12 protein-coding genes are annotated in these 14,588 nt (G+C 43.9%); 10 read left to right on the top strand and 2 right to left on the bottom strand.

The window, feature by feature from the left end:
- Nucleotides 1–39: 39 nt before the first annotated feature.
- Both EO93_RS01145 and EO93_RS01140 read left to right on the top strand, forming a co-directional pair.
- Complete coding sequence (locus tag EO93_RS01145; protein WP_048160719.1) at nt 40–723, top strand: ABC transporter ATP-binding protein; 684 nt, start codon at nt 40–42, stop codon at nt 721–723.
- A 10-nt stretch (nt 724–733) separates the two neighbouring features.
- Nucleotides 734–1,189, top strand: a complete 456-nt coding sequence (locus EO93_RS01140; protein WP_048160717.1) for a PPC domain-containing DNA-binding protein — start codon at nt 734–736, stop codon at nt 1,187–1,189.
- A gap of 173 nt (nt 1,190–1,362) precedes the next feature.
- On the opposite strand, the gene EO93_RS01135 is transcribed toward EO93_RS01140, so the two are convergent.
- Complete coding sequence (locus EO93_RS01135) at nt 1,363–1,752, bottom strand: transcriptional regulator (protein ID WP_048135509.1); 390 nt, start codon at nt 1,750–1,752, stop codon at nt 1,363–1,365.
- A 638-nt stretch (nt 1,753–2,390) separates the two neighbouring features.
- On the opposite strand from EO93_RS01135, the gene eno reads away from it, so the two are divergent.
- Both eno and EO93_RS01125 read left to right on the top strand, forming a co-directional pair.
- Complete coding sequence (gene eno, locus EO93_RS01130; RefSeq protein WP_048135511.1) at nt 2,391–3,677, top strand: phosphopyruvate hydratase; 1,287 nt, start codon at nt 2,391–2,393, stop codon at nt 3,675–3,677.
- 663 nt (nt 3,678–4,340) lie between these two features.
- Nucleotides 4,341–5,510: an ABC transporter permease gene (locus EO93_RS01125; RefSeq protein WP_048160716.1), complete on the top strand. Its 1,170-nt coding sequence runs from the start codon at nt 4,341–4,343 to the stop codon at nt 5,508–5,510.
- Nucleotides 5,511–5,640: 130 nt separating this feature from the next.
- On the opposite strand, the gene EO93_RS01120 is transcribed toward EO93_RS01125, so the two are convergent.
- A complete protein-coding gene (locus tag EO93_RS01120; protein WP_048160714.1) occupies nt 5,641–6,453 on the bottom strand; it encodes a sulfite exporter TauE/SafE family protein in 813 nt (270 codons plus the stop codon).
- Nucleotides 6,454–6,963: 510 nt separating this feature from the next.
- On the opposite strand from EO93_RS01120, the gene EO93_RS01115 reads away from it, so the two are divergent.
- The 6 genes from EO93_RS01115 to EO93_RS01085 all read left to right on the top strand — a co-directional run bounded on the left by EO93_RS01115 (nt 6,964) and on the right by EO93_RS01085 (nt 14,506).
- Nucleotides 6,964–7,617: a hypothetical protein gene (locus EO93_RS01115; RefSeq protein WP_048160712.1), complete on the top strand. Its 654-nt coding sequence runs from the start codon at nt 6,964–6,966 to the stop codon at nt 7,615–7,617.
- Nucleotides 7,618–7,983: 366 nt separating this feature from the next.
- A complete protein-coding gene (locus tag EO93_RS01105; protein WP_048160869.1) occupies nt 7,984–8,199 on the top strand; it encodes a hypothetical protein in 216 nt (71 codons plus the stop codon).
- Nucleotides 8,200–8,511: 312 nt separating this feature from the next.
- Nucleotides 8,512–9,840, top strand: coding sequence for an APC family permease (locus EO93_RS01100; RefSeq protein WP_048160710.1), 1,329 nt, complete (start codon nt 8,512–8,514; stop codon nt 9,838–9,840).
- A 125-nt stretch (nt 9,841–9,965) separates the two neighbouring features.
- Nucleotides 9,966–11,309 carry an APC family permease gene (locus EO93_RS01095; protein ID WP_048160709.1) on the top strand — a complete coding sequence of 448 codons (1,344 nt, stop codon included), beginning with the start codon at nt 9,966–9,968 and terminating at the stop codon, nt 11,307–11,309.
- A 215-nt stretch (nt 11,310–11,524) separates the two neighbouring features.
- The gene (locus tag EO93_RS01090; RefSeq protein WP_235284068.1) at nt 11,525–13,993 is read left to right on the top strand and encodes a plasma-membrane proton-efflux P-type ATPase; all 2,469 of its coding nucleotides are present in this window, start codon (nt 11,525–11,527) and stop codon (nt 13,991–13,993) included.
- Nucleotides 13,994–14,119: 126 nt separating this feature from the next.
- On the top strand, nt 14,120–14,506 hold the full coding sequence (locus EO93_RS01085) for an SET domain-containing protein (RefSeq protein WP_048136195.1): 387 nt from the start codon (nt 14,120–14,122) through the stop codon (nt 14,504–14,506).
- The last annotated feature ends 82 nt before the right edge of the window (nt 14,507–14,588 follow it).

Raw genomic sequence — 14,588 nt, 5'->3', positions numbered from 1 at the left:
CTATTTTGAACATAAAAGTTATGAAAATGCAGGAAAAGCATGACAGACGGAAGCCCAATTATAGAGCTTAAGAACCTGACCAAAGTTTATAAAAACGGAGTGGAGTTTCGCGCGCTCGACAATGCAAACCTGAAAATTAAAAAAGGGGAATTTGTTGCAATTGTAGGGCCTTCTGGTTCAGGTAAAAGCACACTTATGCATCTCATAGGTCTGCTCGACACACCCAGTTCAGGCACCCTCCTGATAGACGGCAATGACGTGACTAAAATGTCGGATAAGGAGCGTTCCGGGATGAGAAACAGGATGCTCGGCTTTGTCTTCCAGTATCACCACCTGCTTCCGGATTTCACTGCTCTGGAAAACGTAATGATGCCGCTCTTGATTGCGGGAAAGAGTAAGGACGAAGCAAAGGATATTGCCGAAAAACTTCTGAAAGAGGTAGGGCTTGAAGACAGGATGGACCACAGGCCAGGAGAACTCTCCGGAGGGCAGAACCAGAGGGTTGCGGTAGCCCGGGCTCTTAGTTGTTCTCCGGCAATCGTACTTGGGGATGAGCCCACAGGCAACCTGGATACTAAAGCAGGAGATTTGATCTATGAACTGCTCCGCAAACTGAACAAGGAATATAACCAGACCTTTATTGTGGTAACCCATAATGAGGAACTGGCCGGAAAAGCCGATAGGATAATCAGAATTGTAGACGGAAAAATAACGGATCAGTGAGGGGGAAATAATGGAGTACTCAAAAGGAAGGATAGGCAGGGTCTTTACTGTCAGGGTTGACCACGGGGATGACCTTCTCCTGGAACTTATTAAACTTGCAGAAATGGAGAAGATCGAATCAGCTGTGTTTATGCTGCTTGGCGCGCTGAGGAAAGGAAAGCTTGTTACAGGCCCGAAAGAAAACAAAAGGCCTCCGGAACCTGTCTGGTCTGGCTTTAATGATGCCCATGAGATTCTCGGGATAGGAGATATTTTCCAGGAGAACGGAAAGCCCAAAATACACCTTCATGCAGGAACAGCCAGGGGAGACAGCATTAAACTGGGGTGCCTGAGAGGTGAAAGCGAAGTTTTTATGGTTGTTGAGGTATTCATTTTCGAGTTGGAAGGAATTTCTGCCAGAAGGGTAATGGATGCGGAGCAGGGCTTTGCTCCTGTGAGCTTTGTGAATGTCCCTGATCAGGAATGACGCATTGAATAGAGTAAGCGTTAAAAGGGCTCGATAATTGGAGTAATTAAAGCTGAAAACGATTTATGGAAAATAAGATCTGGCAGATCTCCTTACATTTATTTTTTGTGAACTTATTTTTTGTGAACTTATTTTTTGTGAACTTATTTTTTGTGAACTTAATTGCGGTGAATTTAATTTTGCAGTATAATTTCCAGTTCCCTTAGCCTTTTGAGCGCGATCATTTTCTCGTTGTTGTATTTTAAAAATTCCTCTTCGAGAATCTGTACTATCTGTGGGAACGGTACTGTTAACTGGTAGTACTTCACAGGTCTGCCTTTTCCCTTATTCTTTTTTTCGGACCTTTCATCCACCCAGCCCCTATCCCTGAGAGGGCGCATAGCTACACTCACTTCAGGCTGCCTGAGCCCGGAAACAAGTTCGATATGAAGAGATCTGAGTTCTCTGCAGTCTTTTAAGCACACGATTGCGGTGGCCTCTGTCCTCGGGAGTCCCAGGCTCTGGAGCTTATCAATAATTGAATACTCTTTTTCGGTTAAATTAACTGGAGAATCGTCGGTCATCGAGAATGAATAATACTTTCAGGTTTATATATTTTATGTAGATAAAATTATTTTTTTAATAAATGGAGTATTGTCAGTAAGTAAAAAAGGCATCTAACCCTAGTAAGGCTTTTTTTCTGGAGTTTTTATATAAAAGACTGTGGGGATTCATCTTAAGAAAAAAATGTACCCTGTAGTTTTAACCAAAACCTTTAAAGCAAGTGTTTGCAGGAATAAAACATCCTTTAAGTAGGAAATAGGCTTTCCAGAAACAAAGAGATAGTTTTTGCCATATAGAATATTGAGGCTCCTGAAAGTTGGAAATTAGCCTTTCTGAGAAATGAAATACCCGGTTTTGAGCGCAGGGATATCTTCAATTCTTTAAGAGGGGAAAATTCACTCAAAAAGAAGAAAGAGTAAATCCTTAAAATCTGGACTCCTTAAATACTGCTGCTCTAAGGTAGACAGGATACTGGAAGCGTGAAATAGAGGAGTCTCTTCTATAAGAAACACGGGTATAATTCAGGTAAATTGATTAATTCAAACCGGATAAACAGTTAAATACCATTCGGACATGTAACGGTTAAGTTAAGTAAAAGTCAAGTTCAAATAACAGAATATATCTATAGATAGATCAGAGATTTAGAAAGGGTGAAATGATGTCGTATATCGGTTTACAGCAGGATTCTGGAGAATATAAGATCCAAAAGATACATGCTCGGGAGATCCTGGACTCAAGGGGAAATCCCACTATTGAAGTTGATGTGTTTACACCGAAGGGATTTGGCAGAGCAAGTGTCCCTTCAGGAGCTTCCACGGGTACGAACGAAGCCCTTGAACTGCGCGATGCAGACCCCAACAGGTACGGTGGAAAGGGAGTCCAGACTGCAGTCAAGAACGTAAATACCGTTATCCAGAAGGAATTGCTTGGACTTGATGTGCGAAACCAGCGGGAAATCGATGAGCTGATGATCGAGCTCGACGAAACCGAAAATAAAGCAAATCTCGGAGCCAACTCAATTCTTGGCGTATCCATGGCGGTTGCAAAGGCTGCAGCTGACTCCCTTAACATGCCCCTTTACCGCTACTTCGGCGGTTCTAATGCTTTTACCCTTCCTGTACCCACAATGAATGTCCTGAACGGAGGCAAGCATGCAGGAAATGAGCTTGCAATCCAGGAGTTCATGATTCAACCCAAAGGCGCAGACACCTTCTACGAGGCCCTGCAAATCGGGACAGAGATCTACCAGACCCTGGGGAAGTTTCTGGAGAAAAAATACGGACGCTCTTCTATTAACGTGGGCTATGAAGGCGGGTATGCTCCCAAAATGAGCGAGTCTACAGAAGCTCTTGACGCCCTCGTACAGGCAATTGAAGAAGCAGGTTATACTGAATCCGAGGTTACAATAGGGCTTGATGCGGCAGCAACCGAGTTTTATGAAGATGAATTATACGCAATTGATGGAAAGAAACTGGCTGCTCCGGAACTGCTTGACTACTATGTAGAGCTTGTAAACTCTTATCCCATCCTTTCTATCGAAGACCCCTTCCAGGAAGAAGCCTTTGATGATTTTGAAGCCCTTACCAATGAACTCTGGGACACGATCATTGTAGGTGACGACCTCTTTGTCACAAACATAGAAAGGCTCTCAAAAGGCGTGGATATGGGAGCAGCAAATGCCCTTCTCCTCAAAGTCAACCAGATCGGCTCAATCTCCGAAGCCTTTGATGCCGCAAGCATGGCTTCCAGAAACGGCTACACCGTAATCGTAAGCCACCGCTCTGCCGAAACCGAAGACACCACCATCTCAGATCTCGCAGTTGCCATCGGTGCAGAAATGATCAAGACCGGAGCTCCGGCCCGTGGCGAGAGGACTGCAAAATACAACCAGCTCCTCAGGATTGAAGAAGATCTCGGTGAAGTTGCACATTACGTGCAGCTCTAACCCTTTTTTTAGTTAACTTTTTAACTTTATTATTTATTTTTTATCTGTTCTATTCACTTTTTTAACTTTTGCCCCCTTAGTCCTTAATCTTTTAGCTCTATTAATCTTTTAGCTCTATTTTTCATTGATTCCTGATTTTTTTAGTATTTTTATGGTTTCTGAATTCTGGCAGTTCATGAGAAACCGGTTATGAGAAACCGGTAAATACTGCTACGGTACTGCCTGAATATCATTATCCTCCGTTCCGGTCCCGAGTCGAAAAGCGGCTGGAGTCCCCCTTTTTGATGAAATGGAAAAGCGAAAATGCCCCTGCTTGTTCGAAAAGTACTTCTCTTTACCCCAGAAACCGGTTTAAATCCATGCATTATAGGATGCCTCCGCCAGCTTGCATTTCTACCTATTAGTTAATTACAGGTGTTCTCAGTAGTTTTCATTGTATTTTCCGTCTCTTTTTTCCCGGTATCAGAAACAGATTTATAATCAGCCCTCTAAAAGTGAATACAGAAGTCTAAAGATCTGAAAATCCTAACAATTTAGAATCCCTTGAAGTTCAAATATCTCAAAGCTTTGAAATGTTGAGCAAATTGAACTTTCCTGATACTTTGAAGGTTTGAGGCTGCCTGAAAATTCAGATAATCTGGTCGGGTCCAGGAGTTTATCCAGATGTATGAACTGAGAATCGCTTTGAGGCAGGTATTATCCAGAAGAAGACAGACCCTTTTTGCCATACTTGCTGTTGCTCTGGCAGTCGCCGTGATCACGGTAATGATGGCAATGCTGTCTGGTTTCCAGGATGAACTTGTAACCTCAAGTATTGAAAACAATCCACATATTGTTATCAATCCTCAAGATGAAGAGGAAGAGTTCATCCACCTTTACAGGCATACATCTGCCCGAATTGCTGAAAAGGAAGGAGTTATAGCCGTATCCCCTAAATACCTGGGCCAGGCGGCTCTTGAATACAGGGACAACGCAGAAGGGGTTTCTCTTCAGGGAGTTGACCCTGTGGCTGAAGAGAATGTTATGAGGGTAAGTGAGGATGTTGTAGAAGGGGACCTCATGACCCTTGTTCACACAAGGTACGGGATTCTGCTCGGAGATAAGCTTGCGGAAAACCTTGAAGTCCATGTGGGAGACAGGGTTGACGCCGTTTTTCCGGGCTCGCAAACAACTTCTTTTAAGGTTATAGGACTGGTTCATACCGGCACTGCTGCGGACGAGGTAACAGCCTACACAAGGCTGGATTCAGCGCAAGACTTTTTTAACGAACCCGGAGTTGTGAGTACCATTGGAGTCCGGGTTGCAGATCCTTACCAGGCCGAGGTTATTGCAGCTTCGATTGAGGGAGAAACCGGGCTTGATGCCGTAAGCTGGAGCGAAGCAAATGCCGAAATCCTCAGCCTCCTTGATACCCAGATGGTCTTTGTAAATATCTTCTATCTCCTGATCTACGGGATTGCCGGTTTCGGGATTGCAAATACCCTGATCACCATCGTTGCCCAGAGGACCAGGGAAATCGGTATTCTGAAAGCGATGGGGGCTTCTCAAAAAAGCATAATGGTTGTCTTTCTTTTCCAGTCCCTGGTCCTTGGAGCCATAGGTCTGGTGCTCGGCACTGTTCTGGGTTACATTGTGACTGTTGCCCTGCAGAACTATGAAATCGAAGTCCCTCAGGAAATGTATTTCGGGCTTCAGACCCTTCCTCTTGAGGTAAAGCCCCTTAATTTTGTATATGCCTCATTTTTTGCTTTCATAATAAATATAATCTCAGGCATCTACCCTGCAAGGAAAGCTGCAAAACTTGACCCTGTAACAGCTATTGAAAGCGCCTGAAAAGAGCGGAATATTATTTCTAACAGTTCTTATTTCTAACAGTCCTTAATTTTAACAGTTCTTAATGTTAACAGGTCTTAATTTTAACAGTTTATGAAATTCCCTATCAGCAGTTCTGTTTATTCTGTTTTCAAATAACTCCGATCATTTTTAGCCCTACGTAGATCATCAGAAGTACAAAAAGATGTTTTAAATACTCCGGGTTTACCAGATGGGCAACTTCTGCTCCTTTTCTTGCTGCAAGAAATCCCGGAACTACAAGTAAAAACCAGTTAAGGAGATTGATATATCCAAGAGAATGAGGGGGAAGCCCTGTTTGCCCCCAGCCGTTGATGATGTATCCGACCGATCCTCCAAAAGAGGTAAAGATCATTATTGCAGCCGAGGTTCCAATGGCTTTCCTCATATCAAAATGCAAAAAAACCAGCATGATTGGAATTCCAATTACCCCTCCTCCGATTCCAAGAAGTCCTGAAAAAAAGCCTATAAAGATACCGGAAAAAATATAAGATACCGGATTGGAGCTAATTTCAGTCTTTTCCTTTACAGCCGGCGTGGTATAAGTTTTCAGAGCTCCCAGTATGATCACAACCCCGAAAATTGTACTCAGTGTAGAGGCAGGCAGGTAAGAAGCTACCGCTGCTCCCCCGAAACTGGCAATTAATCCGGAGGCTCCCATAATCGTAGCCTGTTTCCAGAGCACTGCTTGCTTTCTATGATATTTTAGGGTAACAATTATGGAGTTTATCAAGATCACGAAGAGGCTTGTCCCGAGAGCTGCCCTTATAGCCAGGTCTGGCTGCATTCCTGTTTCCTGCAAAAGCCAGTACTGGACAGGAGACATAATAAAGCCTCCTCCCACACCCAGAAGACCTGAGATAATGCCCGTAAAAGCACCTGTGAGAACGAGGATACCAAGATAAAGGGGGTCTGTAGGAGTCATTTTCAGATTAGTATATTATATTTATTTCCTGATTTTTCCTGATTTAAACGTATATTTCTGGCTGATCTCTACATGAAACTGCGAGTTTATTTAAGTTAACAGTATCGTGCTGAAAATTAACAGTATCATACTGAAAATATGCAGGGCTGCCACTGATGGTAAAGTGGAAAAATCCGGAACTTGCAGAAAGATTGTACTTGAAGGGATAAATCATGGGTTAAGAGGGTAACTATTTTTCTTAAATAATTTCCCCTCGGAATAATTCTTACTTTCTTTAAATCAGCCTGAATTTCTCAGGTTTCCCTGCTGAATATTCAAGGAATAAATCGAGTAACTGTAAAATTAAAAAGTGAGCATGCTGCGCAACAAATATTTAAAATGAGTTATTATTTATTAGCCAGAAGCAAGTTATTAGCCAGAAGCAGGTTTACGAACTATTTATCTATATAATGTATTTACCAGACCGGATTTATGTTTTATTTACCACAACCGGGTTAAAGAGGCGCTTTTATGATTGAAATGAAGTTACATGGGACATACAACATTTATTTTGCGATTCTTGGAATGCGGAACCCTATGAATTCCTGGCACCTGATGGACAGCAGTGAGCCTGATCAGGCAGGGAACTGCAGACTCGGGGAAAAGGACCTTAACCTGGCCAAGCGCCTGACCCTTGCAGGAAACGAACACGGAAAGTTTCTCAGGTTCATTACGGTCTGCTTTGACCTCACAGCCCCCCTCTATTGGTGGAAAGAGTTTGATACTTACAAATTTACGGAAAAGAATTCAACCTCTACAATGCATAAGCTGACCAGCAGGGACCTGGCTCCCCACGACTTTTCCTTTGATACGATGACGGACTACAGGAACTCCCAGATCCGGCATCTCAATGACCTTATCAAAGCTTACAAGTCCCGCGAAGGGGATAGTGAAGAGGACAATGCATACCGGAAATCAATCTTTCGGGAACTTATTCAGGACCTTCCGAGTGCTTACATGCAGAAAAGGACAGTCATAACCAACTATGCCGAACTCCGGAACATTTATTTCCAGCGCCGCCATCACAAGCTTGATGAGTGGCGGGAGTTCTGCGACTGGATGAAAAAGGAACTCCCGTACTGTGAAGATCTTATCTGCCTGGAAAAAGATGAAACCAAAAACTAAATTGTAACTATTCACTATTACCTAGAAATGCCAAATGATATTCATTGATTCCAATGCTAATGCCGTAAATGGAAACAAAGCTGAATGGCACATGCTCAAGGTATCACAGATGAGAGAAATCTATGCAAAGTGTGAAACACCATTTTTGCCTGGACTGGGAGTATTCAGTACTTTGTGTATTCTATTGACAGTGTTTATTCTGATTAAGAAGAAGTAAACCAGTTATATACTAGTGTCGTGTCAATCCTCAAGGATTAAAGGATTCTGAATAGCTGTAATCGACTATATGCGACATTTTACTGCTGACGCAACACTAGTGTTATATTTTTATTTCTGGAAAAAAAAAATCAAATGGTGTGGAAGTTTATGAAATTCGGCTTCAGAAAACCATCTTTGAAAAAGTCTATTAAAGCAAGGACTACAGGCAAATTAAAACGCAAAGTAAAAAAGGCTGTAGTACCATTTTATGGAAAAAAGGGAACGGGAATTGTAAAGAATCCAAAAAAAGCAGTGTACAATAAGGTTTACCATAGGACATCGTTTAGTATATTCGGTTTATTTAAGAAGCTATTTAAAAAATAAATTCAACATTTCTATAGAATTTAATAGTTCCAAATTAAAGCCATACAATTAAATATTTTTTTAAAAGGAACTGGGCTCTTCAACAAAGCTCTGTTTCCTCTCGATTTAAAGCCTTCCATTATATGCAGATGTTTTTTTCTTTTCGTGCCCTGGATCTATTGCCTTTTTTGAAGTAAGCTGCATATGAACCTGCAAAGGGATAATATTTAACCTGCACAGGTAAAAAAGCGCAAACATTATAGGGCTTCAAAGTGTACCTTCTGTTTCTTTATCTTCACTTTTGTGAATTATCCGGGACAGAAAGGATGAAAAATGACCGAACTTGAAAAAACAGTTACTCTGGGACGTGGAATTGTTCTGGCCATCCTCATGGTCATAGGTTCCGGACTTCTGGGCCTGCCAGGGCTGGTTGCGGATGTCGGGACAGTGCAGGAAGTGGTTTTCGGCTGGCTCCTGATTATTCTGGCAGCAATGCCTCTTATTCAGATCTGCGCAAGGCTCGGAAAGAAATTCCCCTGTTCAGGGGGCCTTTTCCATTATGCCCGCGAAGCGGTAGGAGAGTGGGGAGGATATGCAGTGACAGCCCTTGTCTGCGGCTCCTTTATTCTGGGAGAGCCGGCAGTTGCCCTCATTGGCGGCGAATACCTGCAGCACCTCTTTGACCTGCCTGATTTTGGAGCCCATTTGCTGGCTTTTCTCATCATCACGGCCATGGCCCTTATAACGGTTGCCGGGGTCAGGCTTGTCTCTTTTTTCAACTACGCAGCTGTTGCTGTATTGCTTTTCCTGATTGCAGCCCTTACCTTTTATAACTTCAATTTCTTTTCTTCAGGGCTCGCGTTTTCAATACAGGCTCTTGGAAGTGGTTTATCCGCTATTCTGGAAATGAATTTTGAAGCTTTTGACCCTTATAGTGTCTGGAAAATTTCTGCTCTTCTCTTCTGGGCTTTCCTGGGCTGGGAAAATATGTCTTTTGGCATTGGAGAACTCCAGAACCCGGAAAAAAATGTCCAGAGAGTTTTCTGGCTCAGTTTTGTCCTGGTAATCTTCATTTACCTGATGCTGGCAATCACAAGTATAGGGGCTGATGCAGCCGGAATTCCTCTCTCCGGGGCATCCGGACTCGTGGAACTCGTTAAGTTCACACCGCCAGGGAATCTGCTCATCTGGCTGATGGCAGTAGTTATCGTGGCTAATGTAACCTGCTGGAATTTTGCTTCAAGCCGCCTTGTCTACGCATCGGGAAAGGAAAAAGTGCTTCCGGTTTACCTTGGAAAACTTTCAAAGCACGGACAGCCTATGGCAAGCATCTTGAGCATGTATGCTGCTTTCGTACTGGTGCTCCTGGGGACTTATGTATTTAAGGTCCCGGTTTCTTCCCTGCTCATGCTTACAAACCAGAACTTTCTCTTTCTTTACGGCTTTATCCTGCTCTCCTACTGGAAAACCGAAACCGGCTGGAGGCGCTGGATCTATTCAGGACTTTCCTTCCTGTCTCTCTCATTCCTGGTTTCAGGGTTCACCTGGAAGATCCTCTATTCCGTTGCCCTTACGGGACTTGGGTATTATGGGTTTGTGAGGAAAACAAGAAAGAATGATAAGGAGGAAAAAGCAGCTTCTCGGACTCATTCAGAGCTGTAAATTTTCGGAGCTGTAAATTTTCGGACATTTAATATTCTGCAGATCGGGGAGAAATAACCTGGATAAAACGCTGGCATATAAATAAATATTACAAAATATATTTACTGATCTACTTAAGGGGAAAAATGACTGAACTTGGAAAAACAATTACCCTCAGGCGGGGTCTTGGGCTTGCAATCTGCATGCTCATAGGAACAGGAATCCTGGCACTACCTGGTCTGGCGCTTGATGCTGGCAGTGTCCATGAGGCAGTCCTTGGCTGGTTCCTCATTTCTCTTATCGCAGTCCCTCTTATCCAGATCTGTGCCCGCCTTGGCTTGAAATTCCCTTCAACTTCCGGTCTTGCAGGCTATGCTGAAGAAGCTGTGGGTCCCTGGGGTGGGTATGCAGTCTCATATCTTGTAGGTGGGTCTTTCTTTTTCGGGCTTCCTGCTGTTGCGCTTATCGGAAGCGAGTATATGGGACAGCTCTTTACCCTCTCCGAAGCAGGTGTCGCCCTTTTTGCAGTTCTCCTCGTCACCCTGATGCTCCTCTCAAACCTTGCCGGAATGAGGGCTATTTCCCTTATCAATTACATGGCCCTTGCTGTACTTTTTCTGCTTATCGGCCTGCTTATCAGCTTCAACCTGGACTTCTTCGGCTCAGGCGTGGGGATTGCAAGGGAAGCTGTAAACGGTAGTGGAAACGTAGACCTGAGCAATGTCTGGAAGGTTTCAGCTCTCCTTTTCTGGGCCTTTCTGGGCTGGGAGAACCTCTCTTTCTCCCTGGGAGAAATTAAGGAACCTGAGAAAAACGTGCCTCTCCTCTACTGGCTGAGTTTTGCCCTGGTGACCTCCGTCTATATTCTCCTTGCCCTTATCAGTTCAGGAGCCAGCGCTGCAGGCGTCCCTCTTCGGGGTGCTGCCGGGCTTTCGGGGCTTGTCCTCTTCACTCCAGGAGGAGACTTCCTTGTGTGCCTAATGGTGATAGTTGTTGCAGCAAATGCATGTTCCTGGAATTTTACGGCAAGCCGCCTGCTCTATGCAGGGGGCAGGACAGGCATTTTCCCGGCAGTTTTCGGAAAGCTTTCAAAGAGGGACATTCCTGTGTCCGGCCTCGTCGGGTTATATGTTTTGTCCATTATCCTGATTATCGGAAGTTATTTCTTCAAAATCCCGGTTTCAGCCATGATCCTGCTCGTAAACCAGAACTTTGTCTTCCTCTACGCCTTTATCATAGTTGCCTACTGGAAGACCGAGGTCGGCTGGAGGAAATGGGTCTTTTCGGCACTTTCGCTCGTATCCCTGAGCTTTCTGGTCTCCGGTTTTACCTGGGAGGTCATTTATCCGATATTCCTTATCGGTTTCGGGCATTACAGGTTTCTCGAAAAAAAGAGACAGTTAAAGAAACAGTTAAAAACACTGCAGTCTGGTAAGGACCTCCCATTATGTGAAGACTACATGGAACTTCCCTGCCCCACTCAGCACTGAAAAACCTTATTTTTTATGGTGGTCGAATCCTTTCCGGGGAAAATCCTGTTCATCTGGCCCAAGCTCTCCTGCTTACTTTTATTCTTTTTTGAATTTTTTGTGTGGCAGGCTATAGATAGCAGAATGATATAATTGATTAATTGGGAAAATATGATTTATAGGGAAAAGAGAGTCGAATAAGAAAAAGAGGGTAAAAGTGTTTTGTGGGGACCATTTTGAAGAACCAAAACATCATGAGCACGGATGAAGCAAAAGAAGTATCTGTAGCTGAACTCCTGGAAAAACTTTATTCAAGTGAAAGAGGGCTCACTGATTCGGAGGCAAAAGAACGGCTTCAAAAATATGGGCCCAATGAAATTACGGAAAAGAAAACCAGTGTTATTGTCAAGTTGTTAGGCTATTTTTGGGGCCCTATTCCCTGGATGATCGAGGTTGCAGCAGTCCTTTCGGCAGTCCTGCATCGGTGGGAAGATTTTGCAATTATTCTTGCGCTGCTGCTGCTGAATGTAACGGTGGGCCTCTGGCAGGAGCACAAAGCCGATAATGCTATTGATTTATTGAAGCAGAAACTGGCCTTGAAAGCAAGGGTACTCCGCGACAACAAATGGCTTGAAGTATCCGCCAGTGAAATAGTTCCCGGAGATGTAATTCGCCTCCGGCTGGGGGATATTTTCCCTGCTGATGTCAAACTCATAGACGGAGATTACCTGCTGGTAGATGAATCCGCATTAACCGGAGAATCTCTCCCTGTAGAAAAACATGTGCCCGATGTTGCATACTCAGGTTCCATTATCCGGCAGGGGGAAATGGATGCACTGGTAGTTGCAACCGGCATGAACACCTTCTTTGGCAAAACTGCAAGGCTGGTAGAAGAAGCCAAAACCCGGAGCCACTTCCAGAAGGCTGTCATCAAAATAGGGGATTACCTTATTGTTTTTGCCCTTGCGCTTGTAGCCTTTACTTTTCTTGTGGTGCTCTTCCGCCACGAAAGCATGCTTGAATTTTTCCAGTTTGCGCTTGTCCTGCTTGTAGCAGCAATCCCGGCAGCTCTGCCTGCAGTTCTATCGGTGAGCATGGCAGTAGGCGCAATTACCCTGGCCAGAGATGGAGCGATCGTCAGTAAACTTGCTGCTGTCGAGGAAATGGCCGGAATGGACATCCTGTGTTCGGATAAGACAGGAACCATTACCAAAAACGAGCTTGTTCTGACTGAAATAAACCCTTTAAAGGATTTTTCCGAAAACGATGTGCTTCTTTTTGCCAGCCTGGCTTCAAGGGGAGAGGACCGGGACCCGATTGATGATGCAATTCTTGCCGGAGCAAAAACCATGCAGGGTTTTTCCGGGCTGGCCGAAAGGTACAGGATACTTTCATTCAAACCATTTGACCCTGTTTCAAAAAGGACAGAGGCCACAATAGAGGACCCTGCTGGCAACAGATTCCTAGTAACAAAGGGAGCACCTCAGGCAGTTTCGGCTCTCCTGAACAGTAAAGTTACCATGGACAGTAAAGTTACACCCGGGTCCCAGGTTGACGAATACATTAACGAATTTGCTTCCAGAGGGTACCGGGCACTGGGGGTTGGCAGAACAGATGCTCATGGGAGCTGGCATTTTGCAGGGCTCATTGCTCTCTACGACCCTCCCCGTGAAGATTCCGCAGAAACCATCAGGACTGCACAGTCGATGGGCGTGAATGTAAAAATGATTACCGGAGATCATATTGCTATTGCAAAGGAGATTTCCAGGCAGGTAAACTTAAAGTCGGACATCATGCTTGCAACGTCATTTCTGGATGTGCCTGACAGGAAAGCAGAGGAAATAGTCGAAAATTCAGATGGTTTTGCCCAGGTTTTCCCTGAGCATAAGTACCATATAGTGGAATTACTGCAGCACAGAGGTCACATCATAGGCATGACGGGAGACGGAGTCAATGATGCGCCAGCCCTGAAAAAGGCTGATGCAGGTATTGCGGTTGCCGGGGCTACGGACGCAGCCAAGTCCGCTGCTGACATCGTGCTGACAAAGCCCGGACTTTCCACCATTATCAATGCGATCAAAGAGAGCCGTAAGATATTCCAGCGGATGAACAACTATGCTCTGTACCGTATTACTGAAACAATTCGAGTGTTGCTTTTCATAACACTTTCAATCCTTGTATTTAAGTTCTACCCCGTTACTTCCCTGATGATAGTTTTGCTGGCGCTTCTAAATGATGCCCCAATAATGACTATTGCTTATGATAACGTCAAATACTCCGATCTGCCGGAAAAGTGGGACATGCGGACTTTGTTGAGTATGGCTACCATACTTGGAATTGTTGGAGTTATTAGTTCATTTGGAATCCTTTACATAGGCCTGCATACTTTTCAGCTGACTCCTGAAGTCCTCCAGTCTTTCATATATCTGAAGCTTTCTGTAGCAGGCCACTTAACAATGTTTGTGGCAAGGACAAAAGGTCACTTCTGGTCTGTAAAACCGGCAAAACCCTTATTCACAGCGATAGTAGTTACACAAATAATTGCCACGCTCATTACCGTGTATGGGTTCTTGCTGCCTGCAATGGGCTGGAAACTTGCACTTTTTGTATGGGGATATGCGTTGACTGCCTTTGTTATAACAGATTTTATCAAAATCCGTGTCTACAGCTTGCTGAACCACACCGGGATAAAATTTCATGTATAAAATGGGCCGCAATTTCGTTGGAGTCTTCCGGAGAATCTTTCGAAGGGAAACTTTTAAATTCCTTGCATTCTCAAAATAGTGCAATAGTTAACAGGTAATTTATAATAATTACAGGAATCTGATCAAATGTCACTGATAAGTGTTAAAGGCGCACCTGGAAAAGGTAGAGGCGTATTTGCACAGAGAAATCTCAAAAAAGGTGAAGTAATAGAAACCTGCCCTGTGATCGTTCTTCCTCCTGAAGAAGTTGATACTCTTGAGCTTACCCAGCTTTATAATTACTACTTCGCATGGGGGACAGATTCAAGAGCAGCAGCGATTGCTCTGGGGTATGGGTCTCTTTATAACCACTCTTATACCCCCAACGCAAAATACCAGAAAGATTTCACTAACGGCCTTTTGAAATACGTCTGTATAAAAGATATCCAGGAAAATGAGGAAATCACTATAAACTATAACTGCGACCCTGAGGATAAAACTCCGGTCTGGTTTGATGTTGCGAGCCAGAACTGATTTTTCGGGTTTTAGATTCTGGGAGATAAATTTTACTCTTTCTATGCCAATTTATTTTTTATTTTTATTTTCATTTTTATTT

This window comes from Methanosarcina sp. 1.H.A.2.2 (genome assembly GCF_000979975.1).
Taxonomy (GTDB): Archaea; Halobacteriota; Methanosarcinia; order Methanosarcinales; family Methanosarcinaceae; genus Methanosarcina.
The sequence above is the reverse complement of the archived record's forward strand: the minus strand, read 5'-3'. Positions and strand labels throughout refer to the sequence as shown.